Here is a 19,391-nt window from a genome sequence, read left to right on the forward strand (position 1 = left end):
TTTTCCAGATATCCAGATATAAGGAACGTTTCCATGCTCGATCTTTCTGGCCGCAAGGCTCTCGTCACCGGCGCATCGGGCGGTATCGGCGAGGAAATCGCCCGCCTTCTCCATAAGCAGGGCGCTATCGTCGGCCTGCACGGCACCCGCGTCGAGAAACTGGAAGCCTTGGCGGCCGATCTTGGCGAGCGCGTCAAGATCTTCCCGGCAAACCTCTCGGACCGCGATGAGGTCAAGGCGCTGGGCCAGAAGGCCGAGGCCGAACTCGAAGGCGTCGATATTCTGGTCAACAATGCCGGCATCACCAAGGACGGCCTGTTCGTGCGCATGAGCGACGAAGACTGGGACGCGGTTCTCGAAGTGAACCTGACGTCGACCTTCCGCCTGACGCGCGAATTGACGCATCCGATGATGCGCCGCCGCTATGGCCGCATCATCAACATCACCTCCGTCGTCGGCGTCACCGGCAATCCCGGCCAGGCCAATTACTGCGCCTCCAAGGCCGGCATGATCGGCTTCACCAAGTCGCTCGCCCAGGAAATCGCCACCCGCAACGTGACGGTCAACTGCGTGGCGCCCGGCTTCATCGAGAGCGCCATGACCGGCAAGCTGAACGACAAGCAGAAGGAAGCGATCATGGGGGCGATCCCGATGAAGCGCATGGGCACGGGCGGTGAAGTTGCTTCGGCGGTCGCTTATCTTGCCTCCTCCGAGGCTGCCTATATGACGGGCCAGACGCTGCACGTAAACGGCGGCATGGCGATGATCTGAAACGACAAACCGCTGGCATGGGAGTATTTCCGCCAATAGCATGTTGAGCAATCACGAACCGTTGATTTTCTCGCTTTGCGGCGGACCTAAAGCATGTTAAGCGGGCCATGACTGTCAACAGTCGTCCCGAGAAAGCAGACGGACCGGCGGGCTTTTCGCAAGCCTGGGACATCTCTGAAGCCGGGTAAACGAGTTTGCCGAGGATGTCTGAAAACATCGCAGGCTGAAACAGGGTAGGGGTGCCGCAACGGCATTCCGATCAGGACATAAGGTCGAGGAAACCGACATGAGCGATATCGCAGAACGCGTAAAGAAAATTGTTATTGATCATCTTGGCGTCGATGCCGACAAGGTCGTCGAGAGCGCCAGCTTTATCGACGATCTGGGCGCTGACTCGCTCGACACGGTCGAACTGGTCATGGCTTTCGAAGAAGAATTCGGCGTTGAAATTCCCGACGACGCTGCTGACTCGATCCTGACGGTCGGCGATGCCGTTAAGTTTATCGAGAAGGCCCAGGCCTGATTCTGTAATTTTGAGAAAGGGCGGGCCTGGAGTCCGCCCTTTTCTTTTCGGCATATTTCTCCATAGAACATAACAGACGGGGGAAAGCACGCGATGAGACGTGTCGTCATAACAGGTACCGGCATGGTATCACCCTTGGGATGCGGAACCGAGGTGACGTGGTCCCGGCTGCTTGCCGGTCAGAACGGCGCCCGCCTCGTCACCGAATTCGAGGTCGACGACCTTCCCGCCAAGATCGCCTGCCGTATCCCCATCGGCGACGGCACCGACGGCACCTTCAATGTCGATCAGTGGATGGAGCCGAAGGAGCAGCGCAAGGTCGACCCCTTCATCATCTACGGCATGGCCGCCGCCGATATGGCGCTTGCCGATGCCGGCTGGCATCCCGAGACCGATGAGGACCAGATCGCCACCGGCGTGCTGATCGGCTCCGGCATCGGCGGCATCGAAGGCATCGTCGAAGCAGGTTACACCCTGCGCGACAAGGGCCCGCGCCGCATCTCCCCCTTCTTCATTCCCGGCCGCCTGATCAACCTCGTCTCCGGCCAGGTGTCGATCCGCCACAAGCTGCGCGGACCCAATCATTCGGTCGTCACCGCCTGCTCGACAGGCGCGCATGCGATCGGCGATGCCGCGCGGCTGATTGCGCTCGGCGACGCCGACGTCATGGTCGCCGGCGGCACGGAATCCCCCGTCAGCCGCATTTCGCTCGCCGGCTTTGCCGCCTGCAAGGCGCTGTCGACCCAGCACAACGACGACCCGCAGAAGGCTTCGCGCCCCTATGACCGCGACCGCGACGGCTTCGTCATGGGCGAGGGCGCCGGCATCGTCGTGCTCGAGGAACTGGAACACGCCAAGGCGCGCGGCGCCAGGATCTACGCCGAAATCGTCGGCTACGGCCTGTCGGGCGACGCCTATCACATCACCGCGCCGTCCGAAGACGGCGAGGGCGCCGGCCGTTGCATGGCGATGGCGCTGAAGCGCGCCGGGCTGACGCCGGCCGATATCGATTATATCAACGCCCACGGCACCTCGACCATGGCCGACACGATCGAGCTCGGCGCCGTCGAGCGGCTGGTCGGCAATGCCGCGTCGAAGATCTCCATGTCATCGACCAAATCGGCGACAGGACACCTTCTCGGTGCCGCCGGCGCGATCGAGGCGATCTTCACCACGCTCGCCATCCGTGACAATGTCGCGCCGCCGACGCTCAACCTCGACAATCCCGAACGCGAGACGGCGATCGATCTTGTTCCGCACAAGGCGCGCGAGCGGGAAATCAATGTGGCGCTGTCCAACTCGTTCGGATTCGGCGGCACGAACGCGTCGCTCGTCCTGCGCCGTTACGCGCAATAGGGGTCTCGCGCGGTGTAATGGGTGTTGTGCCTTACACCGCAACCGGCCGGTCCTCTGCATTGCGGAAAAGCGTGTGCGGGAGCATAACGGCCGGCAGCGGCGCCGTTGAACGGCGGCAGAACCTGCTTTTGCCGCATTGCTTCGCGAAATAGCGAAGTGAGGGTCAAGTTTTAGAGGATTGCCGGTGAGCGATACGACGAACCAGAGCAACGATACCCCGCAGGGCGAGAACGGCCGGCAAGCGCAGAAGGGACCGATCATCCCGAAGTCGCCGAGCGAAGCCCTGCGTCCGGAGCGCGTTCCGGAGCCGCCGAAACGGTCCAAGAAAGCCCGCGGCCAGGTCGTTCTTTTCCTGAACTTCATCATGACGATGGCGGTGCTGGTCTGCGTCGTTGCCGTCATCGGCTTTTATTACGCCACGTCGACCTACCGGAACCCCGGTCCGCTGCAGACCAACACCAATTTCATCATCCGCAACGGCGCCGGTCTCGCCGAAATTGCCTCCAATCTCGAGCGCAATGCGATCATCAGTGATGCCCGCATCTTCCGCTATATCACGGCAACGCATCTGTCTGCCGGCGAGAGCCTGAAGGCCGGTGAATATGAGATCAAGGCCAGAGCTTCGATGAGCGATATCATGGAGCTTCTGAAGTCCGGCAAATCCATTCTCTATTCCGTTTCCTTCCCCGAGGGCCTGACGGTCCGCCAGATGTTCAACCGCATGCTGGACGATCAGGTACTGGAAGGCGACCTGCCGGCCGCCCTGCCGGCCGAGGGCAGCCTGCGCCCGGATACCTACAAGTTCTCGCGCGGCACCAAGCGCGCGGAAATCATCCAGCAGATGGCGGCGGCACAGCAGAAAATCGTCGATCAGATCTGGGACAAGCGCGACTCCTCCCTGCCGCTGCGATCCAAGGAAGAATTCGTCACGCTCGCCTCGATCGTCGAAAAGGAAACCGGCGTTGCCGACGAACGCGCCCATGTCGCCTCCGTTTTCCTGAACCGGCTCGGCAAAGGCATGCGCCTGCAGTCCGATCCGACGATCATCTACGGTCTCTTCGGCGGCGACGGCAAACCAGCCGACCGGCCGATCTACCAGTCGGACCTGAAGCGGGAAACGCCATACAACACCTATGTCATCAAGGGGCTGCCGCCGACGCCGATCGCCAATCCCGGTAAGGATGCGCTTGAGGCCGTCGCCAATCCCTGGAAGACGCAGGACCTCTATTTCGTCGCCGACGGCACCGGTGGCCATGTTTTCGCGGCGACGCTCGAGGAGCACAATGCCAACGTCAAGCGCTGGCGCAAGCTCGAAGCAGACAAGGGTTCGGACCCCAACATCGCCGTCGACGGCCAGCCGGAAGAGCAGCCGGCGGATGATGGCGCTGCCGTCGTGCCGCCGAAGAAAAAGAAGATTAACTGATAGCTTCTGGAGGCTCGTATGGCTTTGCAGTCCATGACCGGTTTTGCGCGGCGCGAGGGAACGAGCGGCCGCTGGCGCTGGGCATGGGAACTGCGTTCGGTCAACGGCAAGGGCCTCGACCTGCGGCTGCGCCTGCCACCTGGCCTCGAGCGCATGGAGGCGGATGTCCGCCGCCTTGCCGGCGAAAGCTTCAGTCGCGGCAATCTGCAGGCATCGCTCTCCGTCACCGCCGACGAGAACCGCTTCGAGGCCGTGCTGAACAGGGAAGCGCTTGCCGCCGTGCTTGCCATGCGCGAGCAATTGGATGGGATAATCGATCCGGCACCGCTGAAGCTCGATACGCTGCTTCTGGTCCGCGGCATCGTGGAATTCCGCGAAAGCGAGGATGGCGAGGAGGCGCTTGCCGCCCGTGACGCCGATATCGCCGCCGGCCTTTTGGCCGCCCTTGCCGATCTCAGAGCGATGCGGGAGCAGGAAGGGGCGGCGCTGAGCCGCATTCTTCTCGACCATGTCACGACGATCGAAGGCCTGACGCGGATGATCGAGGCCGACACCTCGCGCTCGCCGCAGGAGATCGCCGCGCGGCTTGCCGGTCAGGTCGCCTTGCTGATGGACGGCATGGCCGCGCTCGACCGCGACAGGCTGCATGCCGAAGCGGCGTTGCTGGCGACCAAGGCGGATCTGCGCGAGGAAATCGATCGTCTGAAGGCGCACGTCGCCGCGGCGCGCGATCTCCTGGTGAAAGATGGCCCTGCCGGACGCCGGTTGGACTTCCTTGCACAGGAATTTAACCGCGAATCGAATACCATCTGCTCGAAGTCGAATGCCTCGGCGGTCACCGCCGCCGGCATCGAGCTGAAAGTTGTGATCGACCAGTTCCGCGAGCAGGTCCAGAATTTGGAGTAGGACATGAATCCGGCGAAATCCTCGCCCGTCCAGATCGCTCGCCGCGGTCTGATGCTTGTCATCTCGTCGCCGTCGGGCGCCGGCAAGTCCACCATCGCGCGCACCCTGCTGGAGAAGGACAGGCAAATCGGCCTCTCCGTCAGCGTCACCACGCGCCAGCGCCGTCCGAGCGAAATCGAGGATGTGCATTACCACTTCAAGAGCGTGCGCGAGTTCGAGCGGATGCGCGATAGCGACGCGTTGCTCGAATGGGCCGAGGTGCATGGCAATTTCTACGGCACGCCGCGCGAGCCTGTGGAACAGGCCATGGCCGAGGGCCGCGACATGCTCTTCGATATCGACTGGCAGGGCGCCCAGCAATTGCAGGAAAAGATGTCGGCCGACGTCGTTTCGATCTTCGTACTGCCGCCGACCATGACCGAACTGCAGTCGCGGCTGCACCGCCGCGCCGAGGATTCCGAGGATGTCATCCAGACGCGCCTCGCCAACAGCCGTGCCGAGATCGCCCACTGGCGCGAATATGACTATGTCATCGTCAACGACGACCTCAACGCCGCCTTCGACGCCGTCCAGTCGATCGTCAAGGCCGAACGCCTGCGCCGCGATCGCCGCCACGGCATGTTCGATTTCGTCCGCGAGCTGCTGGAAGAGACGCCGTCGCTTTAAAGGCTGTTTGCGAGAAGGCAGAATTCCTCGACTGACAAGGTCTCCGCCCGCCGGGCCGGATCGATCCCGGCCTTGACGAGAAGCCTCTCGCCGCCGAGCGGTTTCAGGCTTTGGCGCAGCATCTTGCGGCGCTGGCCGAAGGCCGCCTGCGTTACCTTTTCCAGATTACCGACAGCGCAGGGAATAGGATTCTCGCGCGGCGTCAGATGCACGACCGTCGACGTGACCTTCGGCGGCGGCGTAAAGGCTTGCGGCGGCACGTCGAAGGCCATGCGCGCCTGTGTCCGCCAGCCGCAGAGTACGCCGAGCCGGCCATAATGGTCGTCGTCTTCACACGCGACGATACGCTCGCCGACTTCCTTCTGAAACATCAGCGTCAGCGACTGCCAGAAAGGCGGCCAGGCTTTCGGCAGCAGCCAGTTGACCAAAAGCTGCGTGCCGACATTGTAGGGCAGGTTGGCAATGATCTTGATCGGTCCATCCGGCGCCAAAGCCTCGAAATCGGTCTTCAGCGCATCGCCTTCGATCACCTTGAGCCGGCCGGGATAGTGATCGGCGATCTCGGCGAGTGCCGGCAGGCAGCGCGTATCCCGCTCGACGGCGATGACTTTCCGGGCGCCGAGCGCCAGGATTGCCCGTGTCAGCCCGCCGGGGCCGGGGCCGACCTCGAAGATGGTCGCCTCTTCGAGGGCACCCGCCGTGCGGGCGATCTTCTGCGTGAGGTTAAGGTCGAGCAGGAAGTTCTGCCCGAGCGCCTTGCGCGCATCGAGGCCGTGACGCTGGATGACGTCGCGAAGCGGCGGCAGGCCATCGAGTGCTGCCATCAGCGGTGGCTTTCCGCAGTGCGGCCGAGCTGGGCGGCGAGCTTCAGCGCTGCAACCAAGCTCTGCTCGCGCGCCAGTCCTTTGCCGGCGATGCCGAAAGCGGTGCCGTGATCCGGCGAGGTGCGCACGAAGGGAAGCCCGAGCGTGACGTTGACGCTGTCGTCGAAACCGAGTGCCTTGGCCGGGATCAGCGCCTGATCGTGATACATGCAGACGGCGACGTCATATCGCGCGCGGGCCTCGTCATGGAACATCGTGTCGGCGGGCAGGGGGCCGATCGCATCGATGCCCTCGTCGCGCAGGCGCTGGATCGCCGGGCGGATGACATCCTCGTCCTCCCTGCCGATCGTCCCGCCTTCGCCCGCATGCGGGTTGAGGCCGGCAACGGCGAGCCGCGGCGCCGCGATGCCGAAGCGCTGCCTCAGATCTTCATGGGCGATCCGGCAGGTTTCCACGATCAGTTCGCCGGTCAGCGCCTCCGGCACGTCCAGGACCGGAATATGGATGGTGACGGGAATGGCCCGAAGCTTCGGTCCCGACAGCATCATGACGGGCGTCACCGGCCTGCCGGTCGCCCTGGCGGCGAGATCGGCGAGAAATTCGGTATGGCCGGGAAACCGGAAACCGGCCTCGTAGAGCACTGATTTGGCGATCGGGTTGGTGACGACCGCGAGCGCCTCGCCGGTGATGACAAGCGACACGGCTTTTTCGATCGCCGCGATCGTGGCCTTCGCCGTTGCCGCATGCGGCTCGCCGGCAACCACCTCGATGCCGGCAGGCAGCGTCATGACGGGCAGCGCATCGGCAAACATGCCGGCAGCCTCGCTGGCTTTATCCGTCTCGCGGATCGAAACCGAAAGGTTGAGCTGGCGGGCTCGCAACGCCAACACATCGGGATCGCCGATCAGGAAGAAAGGCGGCAGCCCGAGTTCACGCCGCCGGAGCCAGGCCATCAGCGTAATATCCGGCCCGATGCCGGCGGGGTCGCCCTGGCTCAGCGCAAGCGGTCGCGAAAACGGTATCGTCATCGCAGGTCAGCGATAGGCGATCTGCGCCTTTTTGCGCAGTTCATCCAGGTACTTCTTGCTGTTTTCGTTTTCCGGGCTGGCGTCCTTGCCACCCTTGGCCTTGCCGAGATCTTCCTGGCGGAAGACCATTTCGGCAGCCTGGTCGTCGGAAACCTGGCGCTGGCTGCAGATCGCCAGATATTCGACGCCCTTATCGGTGACACGGGTCCCTGTCGTATTGCCCTTGGCCTGTTCGACCAGCGGCTTCCAATCCGGCGGGATTTCGGGCGCGAGCATACGGCCGAGATCGCGCACGGAAACGTCGCGCATCGTCGCCGCAAAGACCTTTGCCTGGTCGCAGCCCGGAAATTTCGAGCGCGATGCCTCGGCCTCGCCCTTGCGCTTGCCGGTGATGGCGTTGCGCTTGGCTTGCGGAATGACGAAGATGATCTGCTGCAGCATATATTCGGTCGTCACCGGCTTCTGCTTGTTGTTCTGCATCATGCGCGAAACGAGATCATAGTTCGACAGCCGCGAGGTCGAACCGTAGCGCGCGTTGACGACCCGCGGCCAGCTCATCTGCACGGCGATGAAACCCTTGAAATGGTCGACGCCAACGCCGGCGCGATCGAGGATCTGCGACATCTGCTCGACGGAAAGTTTGTTGCCGGCCGAAAAGCGCGCGAAAGACGCATCGACGTCCTGCTGCGAGACCGACATGTGGACGCGGGAGACCTCCTGCCGCTTGAGCGTTTCGTCGATCAATTGCTCCTCGGCAGCCTTGGCGTCGGCCTTCGTGTGCTGAAGGCGCATGAAAGCCTGGCGCTTGGCGACGTCGCCGCTTGTGATGGCGGTGCCGTTCACCACGGCCTTGACCTCGCTTGCGGCAAGTGCCGGAGCGGCAACCCCCGTCAGCAAGGCAAGCGCTGCCCCGGCAAGGAACTTGGTTATGGCTCTTTTCGCGTCAATCATCTGTTGACCTCCCGATAGCGCCGCGAAACGTTGTTCGCGGCGTTTTTTACCACAGTGCGAGACACGCGGCGAAACCCCTATGCCTCAGATATCGACTGGCGGCAATGTCCTGCACAGGCATACGGCGAAAGAATGGCTTCAGGCCATGTTTGCGCCGGCCGCCCGTCACTCAAGGGTGTTTGAACCGATCTTGATGTCACCGAGCGTCCGGAAGGTCAGCCTTGCGCCGATCGTCCAGTCGCTGGCCGACTCGTCGTCGGAGTCCCGGGTATCGGTATAGGCGATCGTGAAGATCGTGCATTCGTCCTCATAGGAGAGACCGAGCGTCCGGCGGCTGAGCACATCATTGTTCAGATCCCAGGCGATGCCGCCGAAGATCGCCCAATAATCCTTGAATTTGACTTTGCTGCTGGTCTGGATTTCGTCGTTGTCCTCGGCAAAGCCATAGGCCGGCTGGGCGCTGAGATGGGTGTAGGTCACCTGCGTCTGGAAGGTATCGTTCTGGTAGGCCGTCGTCAGGTCGCCGCGGCGGAACTCGAAATCCTTCTCGTCGAGGCGGTAGGAGGCCGCGACGGAAACGCCGTATGGTGTTTCGACGCCGCCAAGGCCGACATAATCGGAACGGTCGGTTTCCAGGCCCGAATCCGCACCGACATTGACGAGATCATCGGTGGCAAAGGAGTTCTGGCCGGCAATCTGATAGGATTGGCCGAAGATGCCGTGCAGTTTGTAGCCGCTGTCGAACGTCCCGGTATACTGGATGCCGACATTGGCGCGGGTGCCGCCCTCGACGCGGTCGTAGCCGGAGAACTTATCGCGATCGAACAGCGAGGTGGCGTCGAAGACGAAGCTCTGCGCATCCTCGTTCGGCAGCCGGCCGGCGAGTTGCTCGTCGGGGCGGGCATAGATCTGCGCGATCGGTTCGAGAATATGGGTGCTGTTCTCGGTCGTCATCAGGATCGGATAACGCAGCTCCAGCCCGGCGGTGAACATCGAGCGGGTGGCGGAATTGTCGTCGAGATAATTGCCGGTGTAACCCGTGGGGTTGTCCATGTTGAGCGCGAAGGCGTCGCCTCGGGCGGCCAGAAGCGGCGTGATCACCAGGCCGGTCGGCGTGACGTAGGTGCGCTTCCACTGCAGTTCGGCCGTCAGACGAGAGGTCTGTCCCTTCAGGCCGCGGAAGCGGTCGAAGCCGTCGACGGTATAGAAGTCGTCATGGGTACGCGAAATATTCGTCAGGTTGACATCAGCCGACAATTCGCCGCCGGCCAGCGGCTGCGGCGCCACATAGTGGTAGTCGAGCGCCGGATAGACGATCGCCTGCTGCTTTTCGGCCGTGTTCTTCCGATCGGCATCCTGGACGTCGAAATAGAACGCCCGCATGTCGAAATAATTACGTTTCCCAAGTCCCGTCAGGTAGATCTGGTTGGTGCGATCCGTGCCGGTGAAGTCCTTCAGCTTATAGGTCTTCGAGAAATTGTTGTCGCTCTGCACCATGACGTCCCAGCCGAACGTCCAGCGCGGATTGATACGGAATTCGGCCTTCGAGGCGACCATGCCACGCCGACTGGCTTCGGCATCGCTGGTGCCGGAGCTGAAATTGTCCGGCTTTGCCTGGTCTATGCCGGCGACGCGCAGGATATGTGTGCCGTTTTCGAAGCGCTGGCGGAATTCGCCTTCGACGAGGAAGCCCTGGGCGGTGTAGCCGGTGGTGGTGACCGTCGCGTCCATGCTCGGCGAGATCACGTAGTAATAAGGAATAGAAAGACCGAAGCCGAGATTCTGCGACAGGCTCATCGTCGGGAAGAGAAAGCCCGACTTGCGCTTCACCGTATTGTCGGGGACCTCGATGAACGGCACGAAGGCAATGGGGTAACCGAGCAGCTCAAAGCGCGCCCGCTCCAGACGGATCGTGTGGGTCACGCCGTTTTGAATCACCCGCTTCGCCTTGACCTGCCAGAAAGGCGCGCGCTTCGGATCTTCGGCGCAGGGAAGGCAGGCGGTGTAGACGCCCTTGTTGAGAATCATCATCGTGCCGCCGACACGCTGGCCGCTTTCGGCGACGATACGCGTATTGTCAGAGGTTTCGATGCGCAGCGAGTTCAGGAACCCGTCGGCGAAATTGTCGGTCACGTCAAGGTTGTCCGCATAGATGCGGTTGCCGTCCGGGCTGACCAGCTCGACATTGCCGAGCGCCATCATCCGGCCGGTCTTCTGATTGTACTCGACCTTCTGTGCGACCATTTTGTAGCCGGCATAGTTGATCTGCACGCCACCGACCGCCGACACCAGATCGGCGTCACGGTTGTAGACGAGTTCATTGGCCGAAAGCAGAAGCTTGGCCCCTTCCGGAATATTCTTCCCGATATCTTGAGCGGACGTATTGGCCTGGCCGTAGGAGACCGGGACACTGCCGAAATAGGAACATAGAGTCGCGCCGACGAGCAGGGCAACCAACTGTTTACTAAAATACTTGCGGTCGCCTGCCGCCACTAGCCGTCCTCCTGATGAAGCAGAATAGTCGCACCCAAGGCCAGCGCGACGATCACCGGTATCCACGTCGCCACGAAGGGGGGCACAACTCCACTGCTTCCGAATGCCTTTACAAGCACGGTGATGACATAAAGCATGAAGCCCGAGAGGATGCCACCCAGAATCACGGAGCGGGATTGGTTGAACCGGCTAAATTTTAGGGACACTGTTGCAGCAATGAAAGTCATGGCCACCAGCAGCAGCGGCTGGGACAACAGGGAGTTGAATTGCGTCTCCAGCGCCTTGGTCGAGATGCCGAACGATTTGGCCGCGGCAATACGGTTGGAAAGGTCAAAGAAACCAATTGTTTCCGGCGCTGTCAGCCGCTCCTGGACGAAGTCCTGTTTCAGATTGGTGCGAAGTTGAACCGAAGCTTTACGCATCGGGATTTCGCCAGGCTTGCGCTCGACAACGTTGTTAAGTTGCCAGTAACCATCTTCCAATTTTGCCGTCGCGGCGTCCTGTCTCAGAATGACCTGACCGCTTGAATCGAAATGGATCAACACGGCGTCGATCAGCTTGGTTCCGTTCTCCTGAACCGTGTGGGCGCCGATGATGACATCGTCCCGGCCACTGATCTGGCGCAGCCACGGAATCTGCGGCGCCTTGCGCAGAACGGCGTTTTCGCCGCGCCAGTCGGATTCGACGAGCAGCGCCTGGCGCTGCCCCCAGGCGGCCAAGGGGTTGAGCGCCGTCATAGTCAGCAGGCCCAGTATCAGCGAGCCGGCGATGAAGGGGAACATGAACTGCCAGACCGAAATGCCGGCTGCGCGGGTGACGACCAGCTCATATTTGCGGTTGAGCCCGATCAGCACCGTCATGCCGACGAAGAGCGCGATGAAAGGCACCGTCTGCTGCAGGATCAGCGGCAGGCGCACGGCGGTCATCAGGATGCCGCCGCCGATCGTGTAGCCGGGCAGGCCGGACATGCGGCCCGCCGTCTCGCTGAAATCAAGCAGGAAGGAAATCGCCGAGACGCCGATCAGGAACCAGCCCATCGTCACCAGGTAGCGGCGAAAGAAATAACGCGACAATGTCCCGAACATCATTGGGCGGCGTCTCCGCCGGCCCTGCCGGTCGCGGCAAGCAGCCGTTCCTGCGTCCGTCTCCAGAAAGACGACATCCGGTCGCGAATGAACGACGGTACGGCCAGTCGTTTGTGCAGGCCGAGGAAGACGATCGAGATGATGCTGCTGACGATCGGTATGGCATAGAGAGCGACGATATATTCAGGATCGGTGTCGATCTGATTGGCCGCGTAGAATGCCGCCCATCGCAGCGCGAAGGCATAGGCGAGCGCGCTCACCATCGGATGCAGCCGCGCTTCGCGGTGCGAGCGCGCATCGCCGGCGATTGCCAGCGAAAACAGCGCGAAGACGACAGGCAGGATCCAGTCCGTCAGCCGGCGATGCAGTTCGGCGCGGTAGCTTTGCGGCCGGATCGTATAGTCCTTGTCGGCCGGATCCGGATTGAGCAGGAACCACAGGTCACGGTCGCTGGCGCGCAGCGTCGCCTGGCCGCGATTCTCCGTCATGTCGGAGAGGTCGAAGGAATAGGAATCGAAATTGATCACCGAGACGTTGCCGTCGGGCGTTTTGCGGTGCACCTCACCCTCATGCATGATCAGCGTCGTGCCGGTATCGTCGACGGCGCCTTCCTTCGCATAATAGATCAGCTCATAGGCCGGGTCGCGCTCGTCGGCGACGAAAAGGCCCTTCAGCATGCGGCCGGCCATCCGCTTCGAGATCTGCACATAAAGGCCTTCATCAAGCTTGCGGAAGGTCTTTTCTTCGATCACCGAAGACAAGAGGTCGGCATAGGTCTCGGCGATCATCTGGCGCACGACGGTTTTGGCGCGCGGCTCGACGACGTTGTCGACGAAGAAGGAAAAGACGCTGACGACGGCGGCAAGCAGCAGGATCGGGCGGATCAGCACGCTGCGCCGCGCCCCGGCCGCGTCGATGACGGTGAGCTCGGAATCGTTGTTCATCGTCGTCAGCGTCTGGGTGATCGCGATAACGAGGGCGAAGGGCAGGACAACGGGAATGATCGACGGCAGAATCATCGTCGCGAGCTTGGCGAACGAGCCGATCGACTGGCCGCTGTCGGTCACCAGGTTGATGCGCTGCAAAACCTGAGTCGTCCAAATGATCGCCAGAACGGGCAGGAGCGCCACGAGAAACATCTGGCCGACGCGCCGTAATATGTATGTCTCGAGTAGTTTCATGCCTGCCCTTGAAAGCACCTGCACGCCCAAACGGCTTTGCAGGAGAAACCCTCTACGCTCTTTGTCGCGGTTTTGCGACAAGCTGGTGTCAAAAATTCATTCAATTTTCAGAATTTTTTTGATGCTGTTGCGACTCGGTTAACGCCAGCAACGCGGCGAAGACGACAAGCGACGAAACCCATCCGAGAACGACGTCGGAAAGGTAGTGCGCCCCGAAAGATAGCCGCATCGCAGGCGTCAGGATCGAGACCGCCGCCAGCGGTGCTGCCACTGCATAACGCAGGGATTTCGGAACGAAGAGCAGAAGGCAGAAAAGCCAGCCGGCGCTTGCTGCCTCGCCAGAGATGAAAGAGCAGTTCGAAACGCATTTTCCGGCAAGCGAACCCGCCTCGACGAAATGCAGCGCGCCGCCGAAAATGTCCGTCTGTATCGGCCGCGGCCGGCCCCAATGTTCCTTCAGGATGACATTGACGAGCAGCACCGGTCCAATCAGCAGCGTTCCGAGCGCGACTTTCAGCTTGCGCGCCCGTTCGGCGTTGAAGGTTGCGCCATGCTGCTGGTGGCATTCGATGAGCTTCCACACCATCACGATCGCCACGACATAGGGCAGGCGGAAGAAGACGGTGCGTAGAAGGTCGAAGTTCCCCGAGTCGCGATAGGGAAAGCCGCCGCAGATGCTGCCGGCCGCGGCAGCCGCGTCGCACTCTGTACGCAAGAAAAAAAGCTGGGAAAAATAGATGTCTATCCCGGGGAAGGCGCGGAAGACGATCAGCAGTGCCCACCACGTCCAGAACAGCAGCATGAAGGCGCCGAAAGTCGTTTTCGGCAGGCGGATTATCGGACCCTGCGGGCGATTTTTGGAAAAAACTGTCAACGCGGATAACTACGAAACTGACGAAAACATGAGGGCCTTGATGGCCGCGGGCGACCATAACAATTGTCGCAAGCCATTGACAGACCCGCCAAACGCGAAATTATCCGCGGCGGACGGATTTCAAAGAATCCCAGCGGAGAAGACATGTCAGCAAAGTTCGAAATCTCATTCTCAAAATCGGCAAAGCTCACTGGCGGCCTGGCGATCCTGTTGAAGACCACGGACGCCGACAGCGCTGCGGGCGCCGAAACCGTCGATCCGGCAGGCGTGATCGCCAAGGCCGCTCGGATCGCCCGATTCTCCGCGAAATCCATGAGCGCGCTCGATATCGTCGCCCCGGAAGGCGCATCCGTCGAGCGCATCGTCGTCATCGGGCTGGGCAAGGCCGCCGACCTCACCGCCCATGATTGGCTGAAGGCCGGCGGTACCGCGGCAGCGAGAATCAAGAATACCGACAAGGCCGCCGTCTTCATCGACGTGCCTGGCCTTCAGACGAGCGCGCGGGCAGCCGCCGATTTCGCCCTCGGCATGCTGCTGCGCACCTATAGCTTCGATACCTACAAGACGAAGAAGAACGACGACGAGGAAAAGGCGGGCAAATCCGTCAAGGTGACGATCGTCACTGCCGATCCGGCCGGCGCCAAGAAGGCTTTTTCCGATTCCGAAGCGATCGCCGGCGGCGTCAATCTTGCCCGTGACCTCGTCAACGAGCCGCCGAACGTGCTGGGCCCCGTGGAGTTCGCCGCCAAGGCGAAGGAGCTGGAAAAGCTCGGCGTCGAAGTGGAAATCCTGACCGAGAAGGAAATGCGCCGCTTCGGCATGGGCGCCCTTCTCGGCGTCGCCCAGGGCTCCGTGCGTCCGCCGCGCCTGGCGGTGATGCAGTGGAAGGGCGGCAAAGCCAAGGATCGTCCCGTCGCCTTCATCGGCAAGGGTGTCGTCTTCGATACCGGCGGCATTTCGATCAAGCCGGCCGCCGGCATGGAGGACATGAAGGGCGATATGGGCGGCGCGGCAGCCGTCACCGGCCTCATGCATGTGCTCGCCTCGCGCAAGGCAGCCGTCAACGCCGTCGGCGTCATCGGCCTGGTCGAGAACATGCCTGACGGCAACGCCCAGCGCCCCGGCGATATCGTCACCTCGATGTCCGGCCAGACGATCGAGGTGATCAATACCGATGCCGAAGGCCGCCTCGTGCTCTGCGATGCGCTCTGGTATTGCAACGACCGTTTCAAGCCGCAGTTCATGATCAATCTCGCCACGCTGACCGGCGCCATCGTCGTGGCGCTCGGAAACGTGCATGCCGGCCTGTTTTCCAATGACGACCAGCTTTCCGCTCAGTTGACGGAAGCCGGCCTTTCCACAAACGAGAAGCTCTGGCGCATGCCCCTCGGCAAGGACTACGACAAGCTGATCGACAGCAAGTTCGCCGACATGAAGAACACCGGCGGCCGGCAGGCCGGCTCGATCACCGCTGCGCATTTCATCAAGCGCTTCGTACAGGACACGCCCTGGGCGCATCTCGACATCGCCGGCACTGCGATGGGCTCGCCGCAGGACGAGATCAACCAGTCCTGGGGTTCCGGTTTTGGCGTGCGCTTGCTCGACGAGCTCGTTCGCGCCCATTATGAATCCTGATGACGGACGTTCTCTTTTATCATCTGACCGAAACCAGGCTGGAAGACGCGCTTCCGCCGCTGATCGACAAAAGCGTCGAGCGCGGCTGGCGCGTCGCCGTCCAGACGCGCGAGCCGGCGCGGCGCGATGCTCTCGACGCGCATCTCTGGACGTTCCGTGAGGAGAGTTTTCTGCCGCACGGCACCGACGAGGGCGATTTCGCCGAAAACCAGCCGGTGCTTTTGACCGTGACATCAGGCAATGCCAATGCGGCGACCGTGCGTTTCATCATCGACGGCGCCGAGCCGCCGCCGCTCGATGCCTATGAACGCGTCGTCTTCATGTTCGATGGTCACGACCAAGCGCAACTGGAGGCCGCCCGGGCGCAATGGAAGAAGCTGAAAGGCGAGGGGCATAACCTCACCTATTGGCAGCAGACGCCGGAAGGGCGATGGGAGAAGAAGGCCTGAGCGTTTCACCGGAAATCGGCGCCGGTATGGCGCCGATTGTCGGCCTGCGAAAACCTGACCCTTGCGGCGGGTCTTGTTGCTCAGCCCGCAAGGCTACAAAGGCGTCGCAACGCCGCCCAATGGCTCAGTCGTGGAACGCGTCCACGAATTTCCGCTTGCCGAGCATGAAGGCGTCGGCGACGTGGCGCAGCGGCGCCAGATCGACATCCGACGTGCCGGCCTTGATGATTTCGGCGAAGCGGCGATAGAGCGAGGGATATTCCTGCTCGGGCTCGGCGAAGGTCAGCGTGCCGTCGATGGAAAGCTTGGCGCCGCCTTCGGCGAGAACCATCTGGCCGGCTGCCGTCTCCGCGACGATATCCCAGCTCTGCTTGCCGGTCTGGCGCCAGTCGAATTCGGCATGAACCGGCAGGCCGTCGGCATCGCGGAAGCGAATGTCGGACGCGATCGGCGCGTCGCGGTTCTCGGGAAATTCGAGCACGGCCTCGGTGATGAAGATCGGCCGCGGCAGGATATGAGTGACGATCGACAGCGCGTTGATGCCGGGATCGAAAACCCCGAGGCCGCCGGCCTGCCAGATCCAGTCCTGGTTCGGATGCCAGTGGCGGACATCTTCCTTCCAGATCACATGCACGCTTTTGATCGTCGTCGAAGCCAGAAACGCCTTGGCGGCCTCGACGGCCGGCGCATAGCGCGAATGCCAGCTGGCAAACAGCGACGCGCCCTGTTTTGCGGCAAGCGCCTCGAGATCGGCCACTTCGCTGAGCGTGGCACCCGGCGGCTTTTCCAGGAATACGTGCTTGCCGGCGACGAGCGCCTTATAGGCCGCTTCGTAGCGATATTGCGGAGGCATGCAGAGCGAGACCGCGTCGACCGACGGTTCGGCGTCGAGCATCGCCTCGATCGTCGTATAGCTGTTGATGCCTTCGACCGTGCCATGGCGGCTTGCCGTGGCGACGAGCTTGAAATCGTCGTTCTTGGCGATGGAAGGGAGGTGCTGGTCGCGGACGATCTTGCCGACGCCGACGATGGCGAGGTTGATAGGAGACATGGTTTCGCTCGAGCCTGTGAAAAGTATGATTTATTGCGCTTCTTTTAGCAGAAAGGAGAGCGCCGACAAGCTCTCCCCTTCATTCTCTTCCATCCTACCGCATGATGGCCCGTCTTACCTCATGATAGTTTGGCGAAGGAAGCTATAACCCATGGCCGCCCGGGCGGCGCGCTCTTCGGAATTGCCGTCGCCGCCATGCCCGCCCGAGCCGAATTCATGGAAGAACGGCCGGTGTCCCGCTTCCTCCAGCCGCGCGGCGAAGCGGCGCGCATGCGAGGGATGCACCCGGTCGTCATTGGCGGAGCTTTCGATATAGATCGGCGGATAGGTGACCTCGGTCGCCGGCCGGACATTATGGAGCGGCGAATAGCCGAGCATGAAATCCCGGTCCGCTGCTATCTCCGGATCGCCATATTCGTCCATCCAGGCCTGGCCGGCGCTGAACAGGTGGAAGCGTGTCATGTCGAGCACCGGCACCTGGCACCAGACGGCGCCGAAATCGTCCGGATAGCGCGTCAGCATCACGCCGGTCAGCAGGCCGCCATTGCTTCCTCCCTGGCAGGCGATGCGCGACGGCACGGTGTAGCCGCGGGCGACGAGATCGCGGGCGATGGCGACGAAATCGGCAAACGCCCGGTCTCGTCCCTGCCGCTTGGCGCTGCGATACCAATCGGGGCCGAATTCGCCGCCGCCGCGGATATAGGCCTGCACATAGGCGCCGCCCTGTTCCAGCCAGCGTCCCGTCACGCCGGAATAGGTCGGCGACAGCGAAACATCGAAGCCGCCATAGCCGTAAAGCAGCACCGGCAGCGTGCCCTTGGTCCAGTGTTTCGGCAGGACCAGCCGGTAGGTAACCCTGGTTCCATCCTCGGAAACCGCCTCCAGCAGCTCGGATGACATGCCGGCCGCATCGAAATAGCTGGGCGCCGCGGCGATGAAAATCGGCTCGGCCTGCTTGCTGCGATCCGACAGCTCGAGCCGGTAACAGGCCGGCGGCTGCAGGAAGCCCTGGCCGATGATGCAGAGCGTATCGTCGCCAAGATGCAGATCCGCATAAAGCGGCCTGAAATGAGCCGTCTGCATGTCGGCAGGCAGCACGATCTCGCGCTGTTCGGCATCGGGCTTGGTCAGATCCAGCACCATGAGACGCGGACGCAGCCGATCGGAAATGATGAAGACGCACCACTCGCGCATCAGCATCATCTGCGAGATCGACTGGCCCTCGCCAGGCTGAAACAGGATCCGCTCCGGTCCGAGCGGAACTGTCTGCGAGCCGGGATCGAAGCGCTGCAGCACGAGACTGCCGGTGGCAACGCGCTCATCGGTCTTTGCTCGCCAGAGGCAATGATCGTGATTGAACTGGAAGTCCGCTTCCTTAGGCAGATCGATGCGCCGCCGCGTGCCGTCGGCTGCGGTCAGGAAAGCGCTGGCGACGCCGATCTCATGGGCGGCGACGAAAATGTCGATCAATCCGGCATCCGCCGAACCGCCTGACAGAGCAGGATCGATGACGAGATTGAAGCCGTAGACGTCTTCATTCGCGGCTTCGAACATGATGGCGGCATCTTCCGGTCGCTGCCCGCGCTTCAATCGCCGCCCGACCCGTGGCCATCCGGAGCGGGTCGCCGAAAATCGGTCGGTCGAGCCGAAATAGCAGATCTCATCACGGCTCAGCCAATTGGCATGCGATCGTGCGGCCGGCGTATCGAAACCGCCCTCGACGATCTCTTTCTTCTCGGCGTCGAATTCGAGCAGCCGGAGAAGATCCGAGCCGCCGTCCGAAAGCGTCAGCAGCACCCGCGTCGGCTCCCACGGGCAGGTGACGACGCCGCGCCAGTTCCAGCGCTTGCCATCACGGATGCAGAAGGCATCGAGATCGAAAACCGGTTCCCAACCGGCGTCCGGCAGCGGCTCCTGGTCGGCAGGCAGACGGAGCCAGACGCCGAGAGGATTGTCCTTGCTCTGCCGAAAATCGAACAACCACGCACCGCGGCGCATCGGCACGATCAACCTGTCCTGCCGCTCGATCAACGCCTTGATCGCGTCGCGATCCCTGGCAAATTCAGCCGTTCTGAACGCCGCATCGGAAATCCGGTTATGATCGTCGATGAACTGGCGGGTGCGCGGATCGTCGTCCGTTTCGAGATGAAGGTTCATAGCTGACCTGCCGGTTCG

The 19,391-nt window shown here is 62.1% G+C and carries 17 protein-coding genes; 8 read left to right on the top strand and 9 right to left on the bottom strand.

Annotated elements, in window-relative coordinates:
• Positions 1-33 precede the first annotated feature (33 nt).
• The 6 genes from fabG to gmk all read left to right on the top strand — a co-directional run bounded on the left by fabG (position 34) and on the right by gmk (position 5,645).
• Positions 34-771, top strand: coding sequence for a 3-oxoacyl-[acyl-carrier-protein] reductase (gene fabG, locus CO657_RS05605; RefSeq protein ID WP_003587508.1), 738 nt, complete (start codon positions 34-36; stop codon positions 769-771).
• 286 nt (positions 772-1,057) lie between these two features.
• Positions 1,058-1,294: an acyl carrier protein gene (locus CO657_RS05610; RefSeq protein ID WP_003547058.1), complete on the top strand. Its 237-nt coding sequence runs from the start codon at positions 1,058-1,060 to the stop codon at positions 1,292-1,294.
• A 93-nt stretch (positions 1,295-1,387) separates the two neighbouring features.
• The gene (gene fabF / locus CO657_RS05615; protein WP_003587507.1) at positions 1,388-2,650 is read left to right on the top strand and encodes a beta-ketoacyl-ACP synthase II; all 1,263 of its coding nucleotides are present in this window, start codon (positions 1,388-1,390) and stop codon (positions 2,648-2,650) included.
• A gap of 184 nt (positions 2,651-2,834) precedes the next feature.
• The gene (gene mltG, locus CO657_RS05620; protein ID WP_054181942.1) at positions 2,835-4,073 is read left to right on the top strand and encodes an endolytic transglycosylase MltG; all 1,239 of its coding nucleotides are present in this window, start codon (positions 2,835-2,837) and stop codon (positions 4,071-4,073) included.
• An 18-nt stretch (positions 4,074-4,091) separates the two neighbouring features.
• A complete protein-coding gene (locus CO657_RS05625) occupies positions 4,092-4,979 on the top strand; it encodes a YicC/YloC family endoribonuclease (RefSeq protein WP_054181786.1) in 888 nt (295 codons plus the stop codon).
• A gap of 3 nt (positions 4,980-4,982) precedes the next feature.
• Complete coding sequence (gene gmk, locus CO657_RS05630) at positions 4,983-5,645, top strand: guanylate kinase (protein WP_012557167.1); 663 nt, start codon at positions 4,983-4,985, stop codon at positions 5,643-5,645.
• Here gmk and rsmA read toward each other — a convergent pair.
• The 7 genes from rsmA to CO657_RS05665 all read right to left on the bottom strand — a co-directional run bounded on the left by rsmA (position 5,642) and on the right by CO657_RS05665 (position 14,081).
• Complete coding sequence (gene rsmA / locus CO657_RS05635; RefSeq protein WP_054181787.1) at positions 5,642-6,469, bottom strand: 16S rRNA (adenine(1518)-N(6)/adenine(1519)-N(6))-dimethyltransferase RsmA; 828 nt, start codon at positions 6,467-6,469, stop codon at positions 5,642-5,644. The two genes, gmk and rsmA, sit on opposite strands and share 4 nt — an antisense overlap.
• Entirely contained in the window at positions 6,469-7,497 is a 1,029-nt protein-coding gene (pdxA, locus tag CO657_RS05640; protein WP_054181788.1) for a 4-hydroxythreonine-4-phosphate dehydrogenase PdxA, read from the bottom strand. Before pdxA ends, rsmA begins: the two co-directional genes overlap by 1 nt.
• 6 nt (positions 7,498-7,503) lie before the next feature.
• Positions 7,504-8,448, bottom strand: a complete 945-nt coding sequence (locus CO657_RS05645; protein WP_054181789.1) for a SurA N-terminal domain-containing protein — start codon at positions 8,446-8,448, stop codon at positions 7,504-7,506.
• Between the two features lie 165 nt (positions 8,449-8,613).
• The gene (locus CO657_RS05650; RefSeq protein ID WP_054181790.1) at positions 8,614-10,941 is read right to left on the bottom strand and encodes an LPS-assembly protein LptD; all 2,328 of its coding nucleotides are present in this window, start codon (positions 10,939-10,941) and stop codon (positions 8,614-8,616) included.
• Positions 10,941-12,029: an LPS export ABC transporter permease LptG gene (gene lptG / locus CO657_RS05655; RefSeq protein ID WP_054181791.1), complete on the bottom strand. Its 1,089-nt coding sequence runs from the start codon at positions 12,027-12,029 to the stop codon at positions 10,941-10,943. The genes CO657_RS05650 and lptG overlap by 1 nt, the downstream gene beginning before the upstream one ends.
• Positions 12,026-13,207 (bottom strand): LPS export ABC transporter permease LptF, encoded by a 1,182-nt coding sequence (lptF, locus tag CO657_RS05660; RefSeq protein ID WP_054181943.1) that lies wholly within the window; start codon positions 13,205-13,207, stop codon positions 12,026-12,028. Before lptF ends, lptG begins: the two co-directional genes overlap by 4 nt.
• Before the next feature lie 100 nt (positions 13,208-13,307).
• Positions 13,308-14,081, bottom strand: coding sequence for a phosphatase PAP2 family protein (locus CO657_RS05665; RefSeq protein WP_054181792.1), 774 nt, complete (start codon positions 14,079-14,081; stop codon positions 13,308-13,310).
• 144 nt (positions 14,082-14,225) lie between these two features.
• On the opposite strand from CO657_RS05665, the gene CO657_RS05670 reads away from it, so the two are divergent.
• Together CO657_RS05670 and CO657_RS05675 are read left to right on the top strand one after the other, a co-directional pair.
• Positions 14,226-15,716, top strand: a complete 1,491-nt coding sequence (locus CO657_RS05670) for a leucyl aminopeptidase (RefSeq protein WP_054181793.1) — start codon at positions 14,226-14,228, stop codon at positions 15,714-15,716.
• Entirely contained in the window at positions 15,716-16,165 is a 450-nt protein-coding gene (locus tag CO657_RS05675) for a DNA polymerase III subunit chi (protein WP_054181794.1), read from the top strand. Before CO657_RS05670 ends, CO657_RS05675 begins: the two co-directional genes overlap by 1 nt.
• 124 nt (positions 16,166-16,289) lie before the next feature.
• On the opposite strand, the gene CO657_RS05680 is transcribed toward CO657_RS05675, so the two are convergent.
• Together CO657_RS05680 and CO657_RS05685 are read right to left on the bottom strand one after the other, a co-directional pair.
• Positions 16,290-17,216 carry a Gfo/Idh/MocA family protein gene (locus tag CO657_RS05680; protein WP_054181795.1) on the bottom strand — a complete coding sequence of 309 codons (927 nt, stop codon included), beginning with the start codon at positions 17,214-17,216 and terminating at the stop codon, positions 16,290-16,292.
• 114 nt (positions 17,217-17,330) lie between these two features.
• Positions 17,331-19,373 (bottom strand): prolyl oligopeptidase family serine peptidase, encoded by a 2,043-nt coding sequence (locus CO657_RS05685; RefSeq protein ID WP_054181796.1) that lies wholly within the window; start codon positions 19,371-19,373, stop codon positions 17,331-17,333.
• Positions 19,374-19,391: the final 18 nt, after the last annotated feature.

The sequence above is a fragment of the Rhizobium acidisoli genome (assembly GCF_002531755.2).
Taxonomy (GTDB): domain Bacteria; phylum Pseudomonadota; class Alphaproteobacteria; order Rhizobiales; family Rhizobiaceae; genus Rhizobium; species Rhizobium acidisoli.